This is a genomic window from Baekduia alba, from assembly GCF_028416635.1.
Taxonomy (GTDB): domain Bacteria; phylum Actinomycetota; class Thermoleophilia; order Solirubrobacterales; family Solirubrobacteraceae; genus Baekduia; species Baekduia alba.
Map to the genome: position 1 here is coordinate 1,771,143 of NZ_CP114013.1, position 19,111 is coordinate 1,790,253.

The window sequence follows — 19,111 nt, forward strand, 5'->3', positions numbered from 1 at the left end:
TAAAGCGAGGTATTTTAGGTTTACAACGCTGTAAACTCGAAGCAGGCGGAGACCGACACGATGAACCACGGCACGACCGACGCCGACCGCGCAGGCGGCGTCGCAACCCTCGCTCCCGGGACCACGCCGTCGCGGGCGGTGCTCGCGCTGCTCGTCGTCGCGCAGTTCATGGTGGTCTTGGACATCAGCATCGTCAACGTCGCGCTCCCGGCGATCGACGCGAGCCTGCACTTCGCCGCCGGCGACCTGCAGTGGGTCGTAACCGCGTACGTGCTGTGCAGCGGCGGGCTGCTGCTGGTCGGCGGACGCGCGGCCGACCTGCTCGGGCGCCGGCGGATCTTCCTCACCGGCCTGCTGCTGTTCACCGCGGCCTCGCTGGCCAGCGGGCTGGCCCCGTCGCCGGCGGCGCTCGTCGGCGCCCGCGCCGTCCAGGGGACCGGGGCCGCGATGCTCACGCCCGCGGCGCTCTCGATCATCACCACCACCTACAGCGGTCCGGACCTCGCCAAGGCGCTGGCGCTGTGGGGCGGCGTGGCCAGCGCCGGCGTCGCGGTCGGCGTGATCGTCGGCGGGATGCTGACGACCTGGCTGAGCTGGCACTGGGTCTTCCTGGTCAACGTCCCGGTCGGCCTCGTCGCCGCGGCGTTGACCCTGCGCATCGTCCCGGCCGGTGCGGCGCCGGCGCGCGGCGGCGGGCTGGACCTGCCCGGCGCCGTGTCCGCCGTCCTCGGCCTGGCCGCGCTCGTCTACGGGATCTCGGGCACCGCGACGCACGCCTGGGGCTCGGCGCACACGGTCGTGCTCCTCGTCGCCGCCGCGGCGCTGCTGGCCACGTTCACCCTGATCGAGCGCTCGGCCCGCCACCCGCTCGTGCCGCCGGTCACCTGGCGCAACGGGCCGCTGGTCGCCGGCGCCGGCCTGATGCTCGCCGCGACGGGGATCATGGCCGGGACGTTCTTCCTCAACTCGGTCTACCTCCAGGACGTCCTCGGCTGGTCGGCGCTGCGCAGCGGCCTGGCCTTCCTGCCGTTCGTCGTGGCGATCGGCGCCGGCGTCCACCTGACCTCACACGCCGTCGCGCACATGGGCAGCCGGTCGGTGGTCGTCGCCGGGCTGCTGCTCGCGGCCGTCGGGTCGCTGCTGCTCGCCAGCGCGCCCGACCACGCCCACTACGCCCCGGACCTCCTGCCCGGCTTCTGCGTGCTCGGCCTCGGGATGGGCCTGGCCTTCCCCGCGCTGTCGATCACGGCGCTGAGCCGCGTCGACCACGCCTCGGCCGGGCTCGGGTCCGGGCTGCTCTCGACCGGCCACGAGGTCGGCGCCGCCCTGGGCGTGGCGGTGCTGTCGACCGTCGCGGTCGGGGCCGGCGGCGGCCTCGCGGTGGGCTACGGCGACGCGTTGACGGCCGCCGCCGTGGCGGCCGGCGCGTTCGCGGCGGTCGCCGCGCTGGTGGTGCCGGTCGTGCGACCGGCGCCGGGCGCGCGCGTCGGCATGCACTGACGCGCGTCGGGCGTCGCGCGTCGCGGAGCGTGCGTCACCCCGCCTGGGCGACGTCGCGGCGGCGCAGCGCGGCGAGCCCGCCCGCCACGAGCGCCGCCGCGATCGCCGTCAGCGCGAGCAGCGCCACCGGGTCGGCGGGGGCCGCCGGCACGGCGGGCAGGTGCTGGAAGGGCGAGACGTCGAGCACCCAGCTCGGGACGTCGACGACCGGGCCGACGACCCAGATCGCGAGGCACAGCACGATGGCGGCCCACGCGAGCGCGGTCGCGCGCGGCGCCGCGCCGAGCAGCAGCATCGTCACCCCGGCCAGCGTCCACACGGCGGGCGCCTGGGCCAGCGTGGCCCCCGCCTGGACCGCCACGGCGTCGGCGCCACGGCCGGACAGCGCGTCGGCGATGCCGAGCCCGAGGCCGGCGGCCAGCAGCAGGCCGGCGCTGCCGCCGATGGCGAGCGCGAGGTGGCTGCCGGCCCACCGCAGCCGGCCGATGGAGGTCGCGAGCAGCAGCTCGGCGCGGCCGGTCGTCTCGTCGCCGCGCGGGCGCAGCGTCGCCTGCACGGCGTAGGCGCTGGCGACCAGGGCGAGGATCACGATCATGGCCGCGAAGAACTCGTCGCGCACGTCGCCGCCGCCGCGCAGCACGATGTCCTGCGCGCCGCCGCCGCCGCCGCCGGTCGCGAGGTCGTCGGCGCTGCGCGCCGCGCCGCCGAGGCCGAGCCCGGACACGAACAGGCCCGCCGCCCAGCCGAGGAGGCTGGCGCGCTGCAGCCGCAGCGCGAGGCCGAGCGGGCGGGTGAGCGCGGGCGCCGCGCGCGGCGGTCCCGGGCGTGACGGCACGATCCCCGAGCCGAGGTCGCGCCGGCGCAGCAGCCGCTGCGCCGCCAGGACCAGCGCGCCGGTCGCGAGCGGGAAGAGCGCGAGCGGCCACCAGCGCTCGTCCGCGAACGCGTGCAGCTCCTCGCCCCAGCCCAGCGGCGACAGCCAGGTCAGCGCCCCGTCGCCCGTGTCGCCCACGGCGCGCAGCGCGAACGCGGCGCCGAGCGCCGCGGCCGCGAGCCCGCTGGCGCCGCGCGCACTCGGCGCCAGCTGCGCCGCCACGATGCCGACCGCGCCGAAGACCAGGCCAGTCCCGAGCAGCCAGCCGCCCACGGCGAGCGCGCCGGCGATCCCGACGCCGGTGGCGGCGAGCCCGGCGGCGGCCAGCACCGCCACCAGCGCGTCGAGGACGGCGACCAGCGCCAGCGCGGCGGCCAGCGGCGCGTCGCGCCCGGTGGCCGTGGCGAGGACCAGCTCGGTCTGTCCGCGCTCCTCGTCGCCGCGGGTGTGGCGCACGGCGAGCAGGGCGCTGATGAGCCCGACGGCCATGGCCGCCCACAGGCCCGTCTTCCACACCGTCAGCCCGCCGATCGTGTCCAGCGCGCGCGCCGGGCCGGCGATCGCGACCAGCGAGGCGTTGGTCGCGATGGTCTCGGCCGCGCGCTGGCGGTCGGCGGCCGTCGCGTACATGCTCGTGTAGCTCACGGCGGTCAGCGTGAGCATGCCCGCGACGCCGAGCGCGGAGAGCGCGACGACGAGCCGGTCGCGCCGCAGCGCCAGGGCCAGGAGGCGGCCGGTGTTGGCGTAGGTCGTCATGCCGCGGCCGCCTCCGGCCCGTAGTGGCGCAGGAACAGCTCCTCGAGCGTCGGCGGCCGGCTCTCGAGGCTGCGGATCCCCAACGCGGACAGATGCCGCAGAGCGTCGTCCAGCGCCGTCGCCTCCACGGCGAAGTGCACGCGGTCGCGATCGACCTGGACGTCGTGCACGCCCGGCAGCGCGGCGAGGCCGTCGGGCGCGCGGACCGTCTCGGCGGTCACGCTCGTGCGGGTCAGGTGGCGCAGCTCGTCGAGCGTGCCGCCGTCGACGACGCGGCCGCCGCGGATGATGCTGACGCGGTCGCACAGCGCCTCGACCTCGGCGAGGATGTGGCTGGAGAGCAGGACGGTGCGGCCGTCGTCGCGCAGCTCGCGCACGCAGCGCTGGAACGCCGCCTCCATCAGCGGGTCCAGTCCCGACGTGGGCTCGTCGAAGATGTACAACTCGACTTCGGAGGCCAGGGCGGCGACGAGCGCGACCTTCTGGCGGTTGCCCTTCGAGTAGGCGCGGCCCTTCTTGGTGGTGTCGAGCTCGAAGCGCTCCACCAGCTCGGCCCGGCGGCGCTCGTCCAGGCCGCCGCGCAGGCCGGCGAGGACGTCGATCGTCTCGCCGCCGGTCAGGTTGGGCCACAGCGTGACGTCGCCTGGGACGTAGGCGAGCCGGCGGTGCAGCGCGACGGCGTCGGCCCAGGGGTCGCCGCCGAGCAGGCGGACGTCGCCGGCGTCGGCGTCGAGCATGCCGAGCAGCACGCGCAAGGTGGTGGACTTGCCGGCGCCGTTGGGGCCGAGGAACCCGTGCACGGCGCCGGCGGCGACCTCGAGGTCGAGCCCGTCCAGCGCCGTGAAGCGGCCGAAGCGCTTGACCAGGCCGCGCACGGCGATGGCGGGGGAGGACGACGAAGGCATGAATTTCAATAGTTTCACAAATCTGTGAAAGTCGTAAGATGACGGCGTGGAGCGCGACGACGCGGGGCAGCGCCAGTTCATCGAGGCCTTCGGCCTCCTGCTCGCTGACGCCGGTATGCCGCGGATGGCCGCGCGCGCGTTCGCCGCGATCCTGTCCGACGACGCCCCGGGCCTGACCGCCGGTGAGCTCGGCGAGCGGCTCGGGGCCAGCGCCGCCGCGATCTCCGGCGCGGTCCGCTACCTCACCAAGGTGGGGATGTTGCGCAAGCTCCGGGAGCCGGGCGCGCGGGTCGACCACTACAGCTTGGGCGACGACGTCTGGTATGAGCTGCTCGCCGAGCGCGAGGCGCGGCTGACCCGCTGGGAGCGGACGCTCGCCGACTGCGCCGCCGGCCTGCCCGACGGGCCGGGCGCCCGCCGGTTGCGCGAGTCGGAGGAGTTCTACGCGTTCCTGCGCGGCGAGCTGACCGGCCTGCTCGAGCGCTGGCGCGCGCGCTCCGCCTAGCCGGCCGCGGCGATCAGCCCGGCTGCTCGTCGAGCGCCGCGAGCACGCGCTCGAGCAGGTCGCGGAGCGCCGCGACCTCCTCGGGGCTCGTCAGCTGCGCCCAGTGCTCCTCGACCGCGCGGCCGGCGGCGCCGCCGACGGGGCGGACCGCGTGGCCGCGGGGGGTGAGGAACACCCGCCGGGCGCGGCGGTCGTTGGGGTCGGCGCGACGCTCGACGTAGCCGACGCGCTCGAGCTGCTCGACCGCCTGGGCCATCGTCTGCTTGGTCACGTTCGCGACCCGCGCGAGCTCGGACACCTGGATGCCGTCGTCGGGGACGAACGGGAAGACGTTGGCGTGGGCCGGGCGGATGTCGCCGAAGCCGGCGGCGCGCAGCGCCGCGTCGACGTCTTGGGCGTGGTGCTGGTGCAGCAGGCGCAGGAGCAGCCCGAGGACGGGGCGGGAGGAGACGGAATCAGGCATCGAAGTAGACAGGTGACTGTCGATCGTCTAAGATCGTCAGCCACCTGTCCATCGTAGTCGATCGCGCCGCAGAGGAACCGCCTTGCCGACCATCGAAGTCCTTGACTCCACCATGTCCTATCGCGACGTCGGCACCGGCATCCCGGTCGTCTTCCTCCATGGCAACCCGACGTCGTCGCATCTGTGGCGCGGGGTCCTGCCCGCGATCGGCGAGGCGGTGCGCGGGCTGGCGCCCGACCTCATCGGGATGGGCGACTCCGGCAAGCCGCCGTCGGACTACCGCTTCGCCGACCACGCGCGCTACCTCGACGCGTGGCTCGACGCGCTCGCGCTCGACCGCGTCGTGCTCGTGGGCCACGACTGGGGCGGCGCGCTGGCCTTCGACTGGGCCGCCCGGCACCCCGACCGCGTCCTCGGCGTGGCGTTCCTGGAGACGATCGTGCGGCCGATGTCCTGGGAGCAGTTCCCCGAGAGCGCGCGGGAGCGGTTCCAGGCGTTCCGCACCGCCGGGGTCGGGGAGGAGCTGGTCCTGGAGGGCAACGTCTTCATCGAGCAGGCGCTGCCGAACGGGGTCGTCTCGGGGCTCGGTGCCGCCGACCTGGAGGTCTACCGCCGGCCGTACCCCACGCCCGCGAGCCGCCTGCCGTTGTTGCAGTGGTCGCGGTCGATGCCGCTGGACGGCGAGCCGGCCGACGTCGTGCAGCGGATCGAGGCCTACGACGGATGGCTGGCCTCTAGCCCCGACGTGCCCAAGCTGGCGATTGCGTTCGACCCCGGGCCCGGGCTGCTGATGGACCACGACGCGCTGGCGTGGTGCGCGGCGAACATCGCCGGCCTGGAGCTCGAGCACTGCGGTGCCGCCGGCCATCACGCCCCCGAGGACCAGCCCGACGCGATCGCCGCGGCGATCGCCGGCTGGCTCGACCGCCACGACCTGCGGGGTGCACGATGAACATCGCGATCCTCGGCACCGGGCGGGTCGCCCGGACGCTGGCCGCGGCGCTCGCGCAGGCTCACCACGAGGTCGTCTTCGGCTCGCGCGCCCCGGAGGCGGTCGACGCCGCGTTCCCGGCCCTGGACCATGCGGTCGCGATCGGGCCGGCCGACGTCGTCGTCAGCGCCGTCAACGGCGGCGCGGCGCTGGACGCGCTGACCGCCATCGGGCCTGACGTGCTCGCCGGCAAGGTCCTGCTCGACCTCGGCAACGCGGTGACGCCGGCGTTCGCGCTGATGTACCCCAACAGCAGCCTCGGCGCGCAGCTGCAGGCGGCGCTGCCGCGCACCGAGGTCGTCAAGACCCTGAACACCGTGTCGGCGCCGGTGATGGTCGCTCCGTCGAGCGTCGCCGACAGCACCGTCTTCGTCTCCGGCGACGACGAGGACGCCAAGGCGACCGTCAAGGGCCTGCTCGGAGACCTGGGCTGGCGCACGACCGCGGTGCTCGACCTCGGCGACATCGCCACGGCGCGCGGGCCCGAGCACTACTTCCTGCTCTTCGCCGCGATCTGGCGGGCGACGAACGAGCCGCTGTTCAACATCAACATCGCACGGCGGGCGTAGCCATGGCGATCGCCATCATCGTGAACCGCCCGTTCATCGTCGATCTGGATGCCACAGTAGTCAACATCGCCTTGCCAGACATCGACCCCAGTCGGAGCCCTTGCAGTAGCGGCACGTTGGCCGTGTCCCAGCGCAGCGGGGCCGGCAGCGTCTCGACGAACGTCAGCTTGTTGTAGGACTCGGTCGCTCCAACGCTGCTGTTGACGTTGATCGTCCAGCCGAAGGTGACCGTGTCGGCGAGCGCGAAGACGGCGAACAGGGAGAGCGCGAGCACGCGCCGCGCGAGGGAGGAGGGCACGGGCCGGAGGTCGGCAACCGCGAAGCCCGTGCATAGGCAAATGACGTTCGTAGATGTCCTATGGAGAACCGGGTAGCACGCCGGCATGGACCCTCATGCGCTGACCGGACCGATCGAACAGCTCGCGGCGGTGGACGGTCCGTCCGAGGCCGCCGGCACCGCCGTTCGCGGCGCCGTCGGCGACGGCGCCTTCCGCTCGGCGCTGCGCGGCGACTGGATGGGGCACGCCCTGCACCCGCTGTTGACCGACACGGTGATCGGCACCTGGACGAGCGGCCTGCTGCTGGACCTCACGGGCGGCCGGGGCGGCGATCGCCTGGTCGCCGCCGGGATCCTCGCCGCGCTGCCGACCGCGTTGACCGGGGCCAGCGACTGGGCCGAGGTCGAGGCGCGCGACCCCGCCGCGCGCCGGGTCGGCGCGGTCCACGCGCTGGCCAACGTGGGCGCCCTCGGGCTCCAGATGGGCTCGCTCGCGGCGCGCCTGCGCGGCGCGCGCGGCCGCGGGATCGCGCTGTCGCTGGTCGCCAACGGGCTGCTCGGCGCCAGCGGCTACCTCGGCGGCCACCTCAGCTACGTGCAGGGCGTCGGCACCGGACCGCGCAAGCCGTGAGCTGACCTCAGCCCGCGTGCGCGGCGGCGGCACGCGCCACGGTGTCGCGTACCTGCGCGGCGTTGCCGGGCGCGCGGCCTCCGTCGCGGGCGACGATCGCGTCCTCGAGGCCGACGCGCACGTCGCGTCCGGCCGCGATCCCGGCGTCGACCACCGCCCAGGACGCCCGGCCGTCGCCGTGCCACAGCCGCGGGCGGCCGAGCTCCGCCGTCCGGGCGTCGATCGCGCGGGCCAGCGCGACGGCGTCGTCGGGCTCGTGCGCGTAGATCACCTCGACGAGCACGCGCCGGACGTCGCCCGCCCACGGCGCGCCGAGCAGGCGCTCGGCGTCCTTCAGCGTGAAGATCCCGGCCTCGATGCCGACGCCGCGCTCGAGCAGCGCCGCGCCCAGCGTCAGCGCGTCGTCCTGCTCGAGGTTGAGGGAGACGACGTCGGGCGGGCTGGTCCACGCGCGGATCGCCGCGGCGCGATCCGCGGCGCCGCCGAGGTCGATGTCCTCCTGGGTCGAGCAGGAGATCTCGAGGTCCGGTGCCGCCGCGCGGACCGCGGCGACGACGGCGTCGTGCGTCGCCGCCGCCAGCGTCTCGCGACCGTCGTCGGCCCGCCGCGGGTGGAAGTGCACGGACGCCGCGCCCGCCGCATGGCACGCGACGGCGTCGGCGACGACCTGCTCGAGCGACACCGGCACCTCGGGATGGTGGTCCCGCGTCCAGCTCCCGTTCATCGCGCATTGGATCACGGGTGTCGTCCTTCCCCTGACGCGTCCGGATCTATCGCCGCCACACGATGCGCGATGAGCGACCACGCAGACGCGCTCACCCCGGCTGCGGCTCAGGTCGCGGCCATGCGCGACGCCGCGCGGTGCGGATCGCGCTGATGGCGCGGGTGTTCCGCGGGCCGACGGGCCGTGCGCCGCGACACCTGCCGTTCCGACCCCCGGCTCGGGATGGCCGGCGTCTTCCTCTCGCTCCGCCGCGTGCTGCCGGACCGCTATCCGCTCGCGCTCGACGTGGAGCGCTACATCGCCGACGAGCAAGCGACTCGGGCGCATGCTCGACCACGCGGTGATCGTGCCGCGCCTGCAACGCCTGTACGAGTGGTCAGCCGAGGAGCTGGGCGAGCCGCGCGTGCTGGACCTCGTGCGCGACGGCAGCCCCATCTACGCCTGGCGCTTCGAGCACCGTGACGTCTGGCGCACGCGGCAGATGCCGTTCGCGGGTCGTGCGTTCGAGCGGCTCACCCGACCGCGCTGACGCGCGCTCAGCCGCCGAGGGACGTCAGCAGGTCAAGTGCGGTGACCTGCGGTGCGCCCCCGAGGGCGGTCGTCAGCTTGGTGGCCGGCAGCCGGGCGGCGACGAGCCGTTGCTGCAGCGTGCTCAGCGCGGCGGCCGCCGCGGCCGGGTCGAGCGTCACGTTCAAGCCGGCCCCGCGGAGGATCTGCGCCACGCCCTTGGCGGCAGCGATCTCCGCGCGCCGGCGTGCGGCGAAGCTGCGTCCGAGCGTCCTGAGCGTGCGGTCCTGAAGCGCGGTCGCCTTGCGGTCGTCGGCCTTGAGCGCGGCGGTCTCGCGGCTGATCGTCGTGTCGATCGCGGTCGCCGCGGCCTCCGTGGCGCGAGTCGCGCGCAGCAGAGCCTGCCCGGCCGGCTGGAGCTGCGCGCACACCGCGCCGGGCGAGCCGGCCCCTTGGGAGGCCGGACACGCGGGGAGCTTCGCCGCGGGCGCGCGGACGGGCTGGATCTTCGCCGCGGTCCGGTACCCCGGCTTCGGCGGATCGGCGACGGTGTCGGCCTCGTCCTTGATCGTCTTCAGGTAGGAGAGGCACAGCGGCGTCGTCAGCGCGCTCATCGTGCCGCCGACCGCGACGCCCACCGGCCCGGCGGCGATCAGCGCGGTGCCGACGCCGACCCCGACGCCGCAGGGGTACAGCGCGCGCTGCATCGTGTCCTTGAGCGCGTCGAGCGCGTCGAGCTTCGCCTGCTTGCGCGCCGGCGTGAAGCTCTGCGGCGGCGACCCTCCGGCGTCCGCCGGCCTGCGGGCGCTGTTGGACAGCGTCAGCGTCGCGTGAAGGCTCGCGGTGTTGCGGCCGTCGGGGGTCTTGCCGTCCGCGTCGAAGCGTCGCGTGACGCTCGGCCCGCCGAGCTGCGCCTCGATGCCGGCGACCTCTGCCTCCCCGTAGACCGTGGCCACGGCTTCCGGGAGCTGGTCGCCGACGCCCGCGCCACCGCTCTGCGGGAGCTCGCACGAGGGTGCCATCGACGTCGCCCCGGTCGACATCGCATAGGAGCCGGTGATCGGCAGGATCGCCGAGCCGCCGATCGGCGCCGTCCCGTGCCACACCGCGTTCAGCGGCGACAGCTGGCCCTTGGCGAACGGCGAGCGGGGCACGATCGCGAAGCTGCAGTTCTGATTGGTGTTGGGCGGCGCGTAGGTCGAGGACTGCCGGCCCGCGATGCTGAGGTGCAGGCCCTCGGACTTCACGGTGTCGGTGCCCGTCAGGTGGAACACCTGGCGCTCAGCCCAGACGAAGTGCAGCGTCGCCTGCCAGACCGAGGGGTCGCTCGGCTGGTAGACGAAGGACTCGTCGAGCGTGCCCTTGTACTCGACGGTGACCCAGCCGTCCGCGTGGGCCACGGCGGGAGCGAGCGCGCACGTCAGCGCGACGGCGAGAGCAGAGACCGCGCGCTGGGCTGTCATCGGCGCGACTGTAGCCGGGTGTATTGAGGCGCACAAGCGCGGGTCTGGTCCGTCTTGGTGATGCTCAGGAAGGCCACGAGCGCGAGGATGCACGCCAGGAAGATCGAGGAGGTGCCGGTGGTGCCGAGGCCGAGGCCGCCGTACTTGTGGCTGTTCTGCGACAGCTCGTCGCCGATCGAGGCACCGAGCGGGCGGGTCAGGATGTAGGCCATCCAGAACGCGAGGACCGCGTTGAGGCCGAGCACGTAGTGGGCGAAGGCGACCGCCGCGATGGCGCCGGCGAAGATGGCGATCGAGACCGCGTAGCCGAGGTCGGCCTTCTCGGCGAGCAGGTCGCCGGCCGCGGTGCCCAGCGCGAAGGTGAAGAGGATCGCCAGCCAGTAGAAGGCCTCGCGGCGGGTGGTGACGATCGTGTGGATCGACAGCGTGCGCTCGACCGCGTACCAGGCGGCGAACACGCCGGCGAGGATCACCGAGAAGACGATCGTGCTCGTCGTGAGCGGCACGTCACGGGCGTCGGTGAGGTTGTCGGTGATCAGCGTGCCGAAGACGCTGACGACGACCACGACCGACCAGTACGTGAGCGGGACGTAGCGCTTGAGCTGGAACTGCACCAGCAACAGCACCGCGAGCAGGGCTCCCGTGAAGTACGTCGTGTTGGCCAACCCGAACCCGAGGTTGTCGTTCAGGTAGTCGGCGGCGGTCTCGCCGACGGTGGTGCACATGATCTTGATGACCCAGAAGAAGAGCGTGACCTCCGGGACCTTGTTCAACATCTTGCGCCCCAGCGATGGCACGGCGTCGGGGTGGGCGGTGGTCGTCATGGCGCCACAGTGCGGGAGGCAACCTTGCGCTGGCCTGACTGCCGGGCGCGCCTGGGATCCGGTCCGGCGAGGTGTTCAGGTCGTGTTCAGGGCGCGTTCGCAGACTCGAGGACATGCGCAAGAGCAAGGAGCCGCTGGCGGCCAAGGTCCCCGAGATCACCGTGTTGTTCTGGGTCCTGAAGATCCTGACGACCGGGATGGGGGAGGCGATGTCGGACTTCATGGGCCAGCACAGCGTCCCGCTCGCCGGGCTCGTCGGCGTCTTCGGGACGCTGTTCGCGTTCCGGCTGCAGTACCGGCGCCGCGAATACCACGCGCCGACCTACTGGTTCACGGTCATGATGGTGGCCATCTTCGGGACGATGGTCGCCGACGGCATCAAGGACGGCCTCGGGCTCTCCTACGCGGTCACGACGCCGTTCTTCGCCGCCCTCGTCGGGGTCGTCTTCTGGCGCTGGCTGCGCAGCGAGGGCACGCTGGACATCCACACGATCACCACGCGCCGCCGCGAGACCTACTACTGGGCGGCGGTCCTGGCGACGTTCGCGCTCGGCACCGCCGCGGGCGACCTGACGGCGATCACGCTCAACTGGGGCTTCCTGCCCTCAGCCGCCCTGTTCTTCGGGATCATCGCGCTGCCGATGCTCGGCTGGTGGCGCTTCGGCCTCAACCCCGTCGTCGCGTTCTGGGCCGCCTACGTCGTGACCCGCCCGCTCGGCGCCTCGTTCGCCGACTGGTTCAGCAAGCCCTACGTCGACACGGGCCTTGGCCTGGGCGACGGCACCGTCTCGGCGATCGAGTTGGTGGTCTTCGTCGCGCTGGTCACCTACACGGCGATCCGCAAGGACGACATCCAGGGGCCGGGTGGGGGCGATCGTGGCGGGCTGCCGCCGCGCCCGCGCGCCGAGCACCGGCAGCGTCGGGGGCTCCTGCGACCTCAGCCCGCCGAGGGCTGAGCCCCCAGGATCTCGCGCACCGGCTGGGCGACGCGCGCGGCCCGCGGGCGATCGACGTGCTGCTGGCTACCGCGGTCGCTTCGGCCGGCTGGCGCTCCGCGGCGACGACGGCTGACGCCGTGGGTCCAGGCGGCTCACCCCGTCTCGCCGCGCTCGCCCGGCCCGGCCGTGCGACCGAGCACGATCAGCGTCTTGGTCCCGATGATCTTCGCGCCGCCGCGCCGGCCGCGTCGCACGCGGTCGATCACGCGCTTGAGGTGGTCGACGTCGTCGACGCGGACGCGGACGAGCGCGTCGGGGTCGCCGGCGAGCGTGAAGCTCTCGACCAGCTCGGGCAGGTCGACGAGCGCGCGGTCGATGTCGTCGACCTGCGTGCCGGGCGCGAAGCGCAGCTCGGTGAACGCCTCGAGCGCGTGGCCCAGCTTGGCGTGATCGAGGACCGCGGTGTAGCCCTTGATGACGCCGACCTCCTCGAGGCGGTCGATCCGGCGCTTGGTCGCGGCGGGCGAGAGGCTCACCAGGCGCCCGATCTCGCTGGCCGAGCGGCGCGCGTCGGCCGTGAGGAGCGCGACGATCCGCTGGTCGATGGCGTCAATCTCCAGCCTAGGCACGGAGGTATCGTAACGTCATCGGCTAGTTCGACGCAAAAATTCGTCGTTCACGGTCGGCGCGACAGCGATCGGCTGGACAGCACGCGCGAACGCGCGCGACACTGACCGCATGGCGGCCACCGAGCAGCAGCGTCCGTCGCTGGCCACGCTGGAGGCGGTGCAGGATCGCGTCCTGTGGCTGGCGACGTCGATCATCCACCACGCCAACAAGGTCCGCTCGACGCCTTCGGGCGTGAAGGTGGGCGGCCATCAGGCGTCGTCGGCGTCGATGGTCTCGATCATGACCGCGCTCTGGTTCGACCACCTGCGCGGCCCTGACCGCGTGTCGGTCAAGCCGCACGCCTCGCCGGTGCTGCACGCGATCGAGTACCTGCTCGGCCAGCTCGATCCCGAGCACCTCACGACGCTACGCGCGTTCGGCGGGTTGCAGTCCTACCCGAGCCGGCTCAAGGACCCGGTGCCGGCGGACTTCTCGACGGGCTCGGTCGGCATCGGCGCGACCGCGCCGATCTGGAGCGCGATCGCCCACCGCTACGTCGCCGGGCACTTCGAGGTGCCCCAAGGCGGGCGCCAGGTCGCGCTGCTGGGCGACGCCGAGCTGGACGAGGGCGCGATCTGGGAGACGCTCGTCGACCCCGTCGTGCCCCACCTCGGCGAGGTGCTGTGGATCGTCGACCTCAACCGCCAGTCCTTGGACCGGATCGTCCCCGACATCGCGGCGGGCCGCATCGCCGCGATGTTCGACGCCGCCGGCTGGCAGACCATCACCGTGAAGTACGGGCGCTGGCTGCGCGAGCTGTTCGAGCGCGACGGCGGCGGCGCGCTGCGCAAGCGCATCGACCAGATGCCCAACGAGGAGTACCAGCGGCTGCTGCGCTCCGGGCCCGACGAGCTGCGCGACCGGCTGCCCGGCGAGGGGCGCGGCGTGCGCGACCTCACGAAGCTGATCGGCGACCTCGACGACGACGAGCTGCTGCGCGCGATCCGCGACCTCGGCGGCCACGACCTCGCCGACCTGCGCGACGCCTACGCCCAGGCCGACGCGGTGACCGACCGGCCGTCGGTCATCTTCGCCTACACCATCAAGGCGTGGCGCCTGGCGACGCAGGGCCACCCGGCCAACCACTCCGCGTTGCTCGGCGCCGCGCAATGGCGCGACCTGGCGGGCGCGACCGGCGCCGACGCCGACGCTCCATGGGCGCGCTTCGCCGAGGACTCCGACGAGGCCACCCTGTGCCGCGCGACGGCGGCGCGGCTGACCCGCCCGAAGACCGAGCTGACCACCGCGCCGGCGCCGCCCGCCGACGTGGGCCGCGCACACGGCGGCCGCGCCTCGACGCAGCAGGCGTTCGGGCGGTTCTTCGTCGACCTGTCGCACAAGGCGCCGGAGGTCGCGGCGCGCGTCGTGACCGTCTCGCCCGACGTCGCGTCGTCGACCAACCTCGGCGGCTGGATCAACCACGTCGGGATCTGGCACCTCGGCGACCGCATCGACTGGTTCGCCGACGACACCGACACCTTGGTCCGCTGGCGCGAGAGCGCGCACGGCCAACACGTCGAGCTGGGGATCGCCGAGGGCAACCTGGTGGGGTTGCTCGGCGAGCTCGGCGCGACGTGGTCGCGCGACGGCCAGGCGCTGCTGCCGATCGGGACGATCTACGACCCGTTCGTCAACCGCGCGCTGGAGCCCTGGTCGTTCGGCATGTACGCCGGCGGGCAGTCGATCCTGGTCGGCACGCCGTCGGGCGTCACGCTCGCGCCGGAGGGCGGCGCGCACCAGTCGATCATCACGCCGTCGGTCGGCCTGGAGCAGCCGCGCTGCGTGGCGTGGGAGCCGGCGTTCGGCCAGGACCTGGAATGGACGTTGTTGTCCGCCTTGAGCCAGCTCGGGCGCCCGGACGGCACGTCGGCCTACTTCCGGCTGACGACGCGGCCGATCGACCAGGCGCTGGCGGACGTGCCGGACGACGCCGAAGCGCGCGAAGCCCGGCGGCGCGACGCGCTGCGCGGCGGCTACCGGCTGCGGGCCGCGCCTGGGACGCCCGCGCTCACCCTGGTCGGCGTCGGCGCGCTGCTGCCGGAGGTGTGCGCGGCGGCCGACGCGCTCACCGGCGCGGGCATCGCGTGCGACGTCGTCTGCCTCACGTCGCCCGACCTGGTCTTCCGCGCGCTGCAGGCGCGCCAGGGTCTGGCCGACGGCGACGACGGGATCCTCGACGCGCTGCTGCCCGCCGACCGCGCGGCGCCGATCGTCAGCGTCCTGGACGGCCACCCGCACACGCTGAGCTTCCTGTCGGCGATCCGCTGCGTGCCGATCGCCTGCCTGGGCGTCGACGACTTCGGCCAGTCCGGCGACGTCGACGACCTGTACCGGTACTTCGGCATCGACACCGAGACGATCGTCGGCGCCGCCGTGGACCTCCTGGAGACGAGCTCGTGACCGAGATCACCATGCCCAAGTTGTCCGACTCGATGGAGGAGGGCACGATCCTGACGTGGCTGAAGGCCGACGGCGAGACGGTCGCCGCGGGCGAGGACCTCGTCGAGATCGAGACCGACAAGGCCACCGTGACGCATCCGGCCGACGCGGCGGGCGTGCTGAGCATCGTCGCGCCGGAGGGCACGTCGCTGCCGGTCGGCGCGACGATCGCGCGGGTGGGCGAGGCGAGCGAAGGCGCGCCGCCGACACCCCGCGAGAGCGCGCCGAGGTCCAGCGGCGCCGAGATCCCGGCCGGGGCGAACGGCAACGGCGTCGTCTCACCCGCCACGGTGAAGGCGACGCCGCTGGCCCGTCGCATCGCCGCCCGGCACGACGTGGCGCTCGACGACGTCGCCGGCTCCGGTCCGCTCGGTCGCGTGACGCGCGCCGACGTCCTGCAGCGCGCCGGCGTCGACGACCCGCTCACGCTGCCGAGCGCGCGGCCCGCCACCGCTGCGCCGGCCGTCGCACCACCACCGTCTTCGCCCGCGGCGGCCCCCGCCCCCGGCGGCGCGAAGGGCGACGTGGAGGTCGTCGAGCCCACGCGGCTGCAGGCCGTCGTGGCCCGGCGCATGGCCGAGGCCAAGGCGACGATCCCGCACTTCCAGGTGCAGACCGATGTCGCGATGGATGCGGCGATCGCCTTTCGGGCGCAGCTGAAGGCCACCGGCGCCGACGCGCCCTCGTTCAACGACCTCGTCGTCAAGGCCGCGGCGCTGGCGCTGCGGGCGCACCCGCTGGCCAATGGCTCCTACCGCGACGGGCGCTTCGAGCAGTACGCGCGGATCAACGTCGGGATCGCGGTGGCCGCCGACGGCGCGCTCGTCGTCCCGACGATCTTCGACGCCGACGAGAAGTCGCTCGGCGCGATCGCCGCCGAGGCGCGGCGCCTGGCCGGCCGCGTGCGCGAGGGTACGGTGAGCCCGCCCGAGCTGGCCGGCGCGACGTTCACGGTGTCCAACCTCGGCATGTACGGGATGACCGCGATCACGCCGGTGATCAACGCGCCGCAGGCCGCGATCCTCGGCGTGGGGGCGATGCGTGAGGTGCTGGCGCGCGTCGACGGCGAGATCGTCGATCGCCAGCTCATGACGCTGACGCTCAGCTGCGACCACCGGATCCTCTACGGCGCCGAGGCCGCGCAGTTCCTGTCCGACCTCCGCGCGCTGCTCGAGCAGCCGCTGCGCCTCGCGCTCTGAGAGCATGTCCGACACGACGTTCGATGTCATCGTCATCGGCTCCGGTCCCGGCGGCTATGTGGCTGCCGTGCGTTCGGCGCAGCTTGGTCTGAGCACGGCGGTGATCGAGCGCGACGGCGTCGTCGGCGGTCGCTGTTTGAACTACGCGTGCATCCCGGCCAAGGCGGTGCTGCGCTCGGCCGATATCTTGAGCGAGGTCCGCGACGCCGGGGAGTTCGGGATCAGCCTGAACGGGACCGAGCCGACGGTCGACTTCGGCGCGATCGGCGAGCGGCGCACGAAGGTCATCACGACGCTGACCGGCGGCGTGTCGGGGTTGTTCAAGAAGAACGGCGTCGAGGTCATCGCCGGTGAGGCGTCGCTGACGCCCGACGGCCAGGTCAAGGTCGGCGACACGGTGTACACGGCCAACAAGGCGGTGGTGTTGGCGACCGGCAGCGTCAAGAGGGCGCTGCCGGGCCTGGAGTTCGGCGCCAACGTGATCGGGACCGAGGAGGCGTGGGCGCTGAGCGAGCTGCCCGAGACGCTGGCGGTCATCGGCGCGGGGGCGTCGGGGACCGAGATCGCCAGCGCCTATCAGCGCCTGGGCTCGGACGTCACGTTGTACGAGGGCCTGGACCGGGTGCTGCCGACCGAGGACGCCGACATCTCCAAGGCCGCCGCCCGCGGGTTCAAGAAGCAGGGCATCACGGTCAAGACCAACACGTTCTTCGACCCGGCCGACGCCGGCGGCTTCGACTGGGTCGTGATCGCCGCCGGCCGCGGGCCGGATGTTGCAGCACTTGGTCTGGAGGCCGCCGGCGTCGAGCTGACCGAGCAGGGCCTGATCAAGGTCGACGGCGCGCTGCGCACGTCCAAGGCCAAGGTGTATGCCATCGGCGACCTCGTCCCCGGCCCCGCGCTCGCGCACAAGGCCTCAGACGAGGGGATCATCGCCGTCGAGGACGCCGCCGGCCACAAGACGCACCCGATCTCCTACCTCGACATCCCGCGCGCGACGTTCTGCACCCCGAACGTCGGCAGCTTCGGGCTGACCGAGGAGCAGGCCAGGGAGCAGGGCTACGACGTCGTCGTCGGCAAGGTCCAGTACGGCGCCGTGGGCGCGGGCACGGTCTACGGCGACCGCACCGGCGTCATCAAGATCGTCGGCGACAAGACCTACGGCGAGATGCTCGGCGGCCACATCGTCGGCACCCGCGCCACCGAGCTCATCCAGGAGCTCGTCAACGCCAAGCTCGCCGAGGCCGGCTACCCGGACGTCGCGCGCATGATCCACGGCCACCCGACGCTCTCCGAAGGTGTGATGGAGGCGGCCCGCGCCGCCGACGGGTGGCTGATCCACGGCTGACGCCCGAGCCTCGACAGGGGCGCTCTATGCCCTCCTGCACGATCGGCAGCGACGGGTCGTCGACCGCCAGCAGCGTCGGGAGGTGAAAGGCTTCGCCGGCGAGGCACCCGACGCGAGCTACCTGGAACGTCGGTGGTCGACTTGACGATTCGTGGACAACTCGACGAAGCTGGCCGGCTGATGCTCTACGCGGCGCCCGCGTCAGAAGCTCAACTCGGTCAGGCCCGACCCGTTCATCAACGCCATCGCGCCGTCCTCGACGACCTTGCTGTCCGTCGCGCGTCGCCGCGGCGCCCCATGGTTGCCGGAGCCCAGCGCGGGTAGGTGGAACCGCATGCGCTTCCGCAACCTCGGCGACTCCGACGTCCAAGTCTCCACGATCTCGCTCGGCTCGTGGCTCACGTACTCAGGCGGCGTCGAGCGCGACGCCACCGAGGCGTGCACGCGCGCGGCGTTCGAAGCGGGAGTCACGTTCTTCGACACGGCCAACGTCTACGGCGCCGGTGCATCAGAGACCGCGTGGGGTGAGATCCTCAAGGACTACCCTCGCGACTCCTACATCTTGGCGACCAAGGTGTTCTTCCCGATGTCGGACGCTGACCGCGGCCTGTCCGCGGCGCAGATCGCCAAGCAGATCGACGCGTCGCTGCAGCGGTTGCAGACCGACCACGTCGACCTGTACCAGTGCCATCGCTTCGATCCGACCGTCCCGATCGAGGAGACGATGGAAGCGCTTTCGGAAGTCGTGCGCTCCGGCAAGGCCCGGGCGATCGGGTTCTCGGAGTGGAACCCGGAGCAGATCCGCGCCGGCCTCGCCGTCGAGAGCGCGGTCAAGTTCGTGTCGTCGCAGCCGCAGTACAGCGCTCTGTGGCGCGGGCCCGAGGCGGAGGTCTTCCCGGTCTGCTCCGAGAACGGCATCTCGCAGGTCGTGTGGTCGCCGTTGGCCGAGGGCGTCCTGACCGGCAAGTACCAGCCGGGCGAGCCACCGCCGCCTGACTCGCGCGCGGCGAGCGACTCGATGTCGACGTTCATCAAGCGCCGCCTGGACGACCGCGCGCTGGACGCCGTCCAGGAGCTCCTGCCGATCGCCGATGGCCTCGGCCTCTCGCCGGCCCAGCTGGCGCTGGCCTGGGTCCTGCGTCGCCCAGAGGTCGCCTCGGCGATCGTCGGCGCGTCACGCCCCGAGCAGGTGTTCGACAACGCCAAGGCGTCCGACATCGACCTCGACGACGACACGATCGCGGCGATGGACGCCGTGCTGGCACCGGTGGCGATCATCGACCCCCAGCCCGCGCCGGGCTTCCAACCGGGCGTCCTGCATCGCTGAGCTCGGGGTGGTCGGTCGGCACGGCGGGGGTTCTCAACTGCCCGAGGCCCAGCGGTGGCCAGGCAAGCGCGGTCGTGTGTGCCCCTCTCGCTCCCGGTCGCTGCAGTCGCCGGTGGCTCCTGCACGATCGTGCCGGTCACCCGCCTCGCCGACCGCGCCCATGTGGCTCCATCCGGGCCCACTCTCGTGGGGTCGCCGTCTC

20 protein-coding genes are annotated in these 19,111 nt (G+C 73.3%); 11 read left to right on the forward strand and 9 right to left on the reverse strand.

Annotation, left to right across the window (positions count from 1 at the left end):
- Nucleotides 1–60: 60 nt before the first annotated feature.
- Nucleotides 61–1,500: an MFS transporter gene (locus tag DSM104299_RS08775; RefSeq protein WP_272476919.1), complete on the forward strand. Its 1,440-nt coding sequence runs from the start codon at nucleotides 61–63 to the stop codon at nucleotides 1,498–1,500.
- Nucleotides 1,501–1,534: 34 nt separating this feature from the next.
- Here the strand turns inward: DSM104299_RS08775 and DSM104299_RS08780 are convergent, their stop codons facing one another.
- Both DSM104299_RS08780 and DSM104299_RS08785 read right to left on the reverse strand, forming a co-directional pair.
- A complete protein-coding gene (locus DSM104299_RS08780; protein WP_272476920.1) occupies nucleotides 1,535–3,130 on the reverse strand; it encodes an ABC transporter permease in 1,596 nt (531 codons plus the stop codon).
- A complete protein-coding gene (locus DSM104299_RS08785) occupies nucleotides 3,127–4,035 on the reverse strand; it encodes an ABC transporter ATP-binding protein (RefSeq protein ID WP_272476921.1) in 909 nt (302 codons plus the stop codon). The genes DSM104299_RS08780 and DSM104299_RS08785 overlap by 4 nt, the downstream gene beginning before the upstream one ends.
- A gap of 46 nt (nucleotides 4,036–4,081) precedes the next feature.
- Between DSM104299_RS08785 and DSM104299_RS08790 the strand changes: the two genes are divergently transcribed.
- On the forward strand, nucleotides 4,082–4,540 hold the full coding sequence (locus DSM104299_RS08790) for a GbsR/MarR family transcriptional regulator (RefSeq protein ID WP_272476922.1): 459 nt from the start codon (nucleotides 4,082–4,084) through the stop codon (nucleotides 4,538–4,540).
- Between the two features lie 13 nt (nucleotides 4,541–4,553).
- Here DSM104299_RS08790 and DSM104299_RS08795 read toward each other — a convergent pair whose 3' ends face one another.
- Complete coding sequence (locus DSM104299_RS08795) at nucleotides 4,554–5,003, reverse strand: MarR family winged helix-turn-helix transcriptional regulator (RefSeq protein ID WP_272476923.1); 450 nt, start codon at nucleotides 5,001–5,003, stop codon at nucleotides 4,554–4,556.
- Between the two features lie 82 nt (nucleotides 5,004–5,085).
- Here DSM104299_RS08795 and DSM104299_RS08800 point away from each other — a divergent pair, with 82 nt between their 5' ends.
- Entirely contained in the window at nucleotides 5,086–5,955 is an 870-nt protein-coding gene (locus tag DSM104299_RS08800) for a haloalkane dehalogenase (RefSeq protein WP_272476924.1), read from the forward strand.
- On the forward strand, nucleotides 5,952–6,563 hold the full coding sequence (locus DSM104299_RS08805) for an NADPH-dependent F420 reductase (RefSeq protein ID WP_272476925.1): 612 nt from the start codon (nucleotides 5,952–5,954) through the stop codon (nucleotides 6,561–6,563). The genes DSM104299_RS08800 and DSM104299_RS08805 overlap by 4 nt, the downstream gene beginning before the upstream one ends.
- Here DSM104299_RS08805 and DSM104299_RS08810 read toward each other — a convergent pair.
- Nucleotides 6,541–6,861 (reverse strand): hypothetical protein, encoded by a 321-nt coding sequence (locus DSM104299_RS08810; RefSeq protein ID WP_272476926.1) that lies wholly within the window; start codon nucleotides 6,859–6,861, stop codon nucleotides 6,541–6,543. The two genes, DSM104299_RS08805 and DSM104299_RS08810, sit on opposite strands and share 23 nt — an antisense overlap.
- A gap of 85 nt (nucleotides 6,862–6,946) precedes the next feature.
- On the opposite strand from DSM104299_RS08810, the gene DSM104299_RS08815 reads away from it, so the two are divergent.
- A complete protein-coding gene (locus tag DSM104299_RS08815; RefSeq protein WP_272476927.1) occupies nucleotides 6,947–7,471 on the forward strand; it encodes a DUF2231 domain-containing protein in 525 nt (174 codons plus the stop codon).
- A 7-nt stretch (nucleotides 7,472–7,478) separates the two neighbouring features.
- On the opposite strand, the gene DSM104299_RS08820 is transcribed toward DSM104299_RS08815, so the two are convergent.
- Nucleotides 7,479–8,522 (reverse strand): 3-keto-5-aminohexanoate cleavage protein, encoded by a 1,044-nt coding sequence (locus tag DSM104299_RS08820; protein WP_272476928.1) that lies wholly within the window; start codon nucleotides 8,520–8,522, stop codon nucleotides 7,479–7,481.
- On the opposite strand from DSM104299_RS08820, the gene DSM104299_RS08825 reads away from it, so the two are divergent.
- Complete coding sequence (locus DSM104299_RS08825; RefSeq protein ID WP_272476929.1) at nucleotides 8,521–8,724, forward strand: hypothetical protein; 204 nt, start codon at nucleotides 8,521–8,523, stop codon at nucleotides 8,722–8,724. The two genes, DSM104299_RS08820 and DSM104299_RS08825, sit on opposite strands and share 2 nt — an antisense overlap.
- Before the next feature lie 7 nt (nucleotides 8,725–8,731).
- Here DSM104299_RS08825 and DSM104299_RS08830 read toward each other — a convergent pair whose 3' ends face one another.
- Both DSM104299_RS08830 and DSM104299_RS08835 read right to left on the reverse strand, forming a co-directional pair.
- On the reverse strand, nucleotides 8,732–10,165 hold the full coding sequence (locus DSM104299_RS08830) for a hypothetical protein (RefSeq protein WP_272476930.1): 1,434 nt from the start codon (nucleotides 10,163–10,165) through the stop codon (nucleotides 8,732–8,734).
- On the reverse strand, nucleotides 10,162–10,989 hold the full coding sequence (locus DSM104299_RS08835) for a COG4705 family protein (protein WP_272476931.1): 828 nt from the start codon (nucleotides 10,987–10,989) through the stop codon (nucleotides 10,162–10,164). The genes DSM104299_RS08830 and DSM104299_RS08835 overlap by 4 nt, the downstream gene beginning before the upstream one ends.
- A gap of 113 nt (nucleotides 10,990–11,102) precedes the next feature.
- Between DSM104299_RS08835 and DSM104299_RS08840 the strand changes: the two genes are divergently transcribed.
- Nucleotides 11,103–11,945: a COG4705 family protein gene (locus DSM104299_RS08840; RefSeq protein ID WP_272476932.1), complete on the forward strand. Its 843-nt coding sequence runs from the start codon at nucleotides 11,103–11,105 to the stop codon at nucleotides 11,943–11,945.
- Between the two features lie 134 nt (nucleotides 11,946–12,079).
- Here DSM104299_RS08840 and DSM104299_RS08845 read toward each other — a convergent pair whose 3' ends face one another.
- Complete coding sequence (locus DSM104299_RS08845; RefSeq protein WP_272476933.1) at nucleotides 12,080–12,556, reverse strand: Lrp/AsnC family transcriptional regulator; 477 nt, start codon at nucleotides 12,554–12,556, stop codon at nucleotides 12,080–12,082.
- 109 nt (nucleotides 12,557–12,665) lie between these two features.
- Between DSM104299_RS08845 and DSM104299_RS08850 the strand changes: the two genes are divergently transcribed.
- From DSM104299_RS08850 to lpdA, 3 genes are read left to right on the forward strand one after another with little or no spacing between them, the layout of a single operon-like run.
- Entirely contained in the window at nucleotides 12,666–14,996 is a 2,331-nt protein-coding gene (locus tag DSM104299_RS08850; protein ID WP_272476934.1) for a transketolase-like TK C-terminal-containing protein, read from the forward strand.
- Nucleotides 14,993–16,234, forward strand: coding sequence for a dihydrolipoamide acetyltransferase family protein (locus DSM104299_RS08855; RefSeq protein ID WP_272476935.1), 1,242 nt, complete (start codon nucleotides 14,993–14,995; stop codon nucleotides 16,232–16,234). Before DSM104299_RS08850 ends, DSM104299_RS08855 begins: the two co-directional genes overlap by 4 nt.
- Before the next feature lie 4 nt (nucleotides 16,235–16,238).
- Complete coding sequence (lpdA, locus tag DSM104299_RS08860) at nucleotides 16,239–17,582, forward strand: dihydrolipoyl dehydrogenase (protein WP_272476936.1); 1,344 nt, start codon at nucleotides 16,239–16,241, stop codon at nucleotides 17,580–17,582.
- A gap of 201 nt (nucleotides 17,583–17,783) precedes the next feature.
- Here the strand turns inward: lpdA and DSM104299_RS08865 are convergent, their stop codons facing one another.
- Nucleotides 17,784–17,918, reverse strand: a complete 135-nt coding sequence (locus tag DSM104299_RS08865) for a hypothetical protein (RefSeq protein WP_272476937.1) — start codon at nucleotides 17,916–17,918, stop codon at nucleotides 17,784–17,786.
- Between DSM104299_RS08865 and DSM104299_RS08870 the strand changes: the two genes are divergently transcribed.
- The gene (locus DSM104299_RS08870) at nucleotides 17,917–18,909 is read left to right on the forward strand and encodes an aldo/keto reductase family protein (protein WP_272476938.1); all 993 of its coding nucleotides are present in this window, start codon (nucleotides 17,917–17,919) and stop codon (nucleotides 18,907–18,909) included. The two genes, DSM104299_RS08865 and DSM104299_RS08870, sit on opposite strands and share 2 nt — an antisense overlap.
- Nucleotides 18,910–19,111 lie beyond the last annotated feature (202 nt).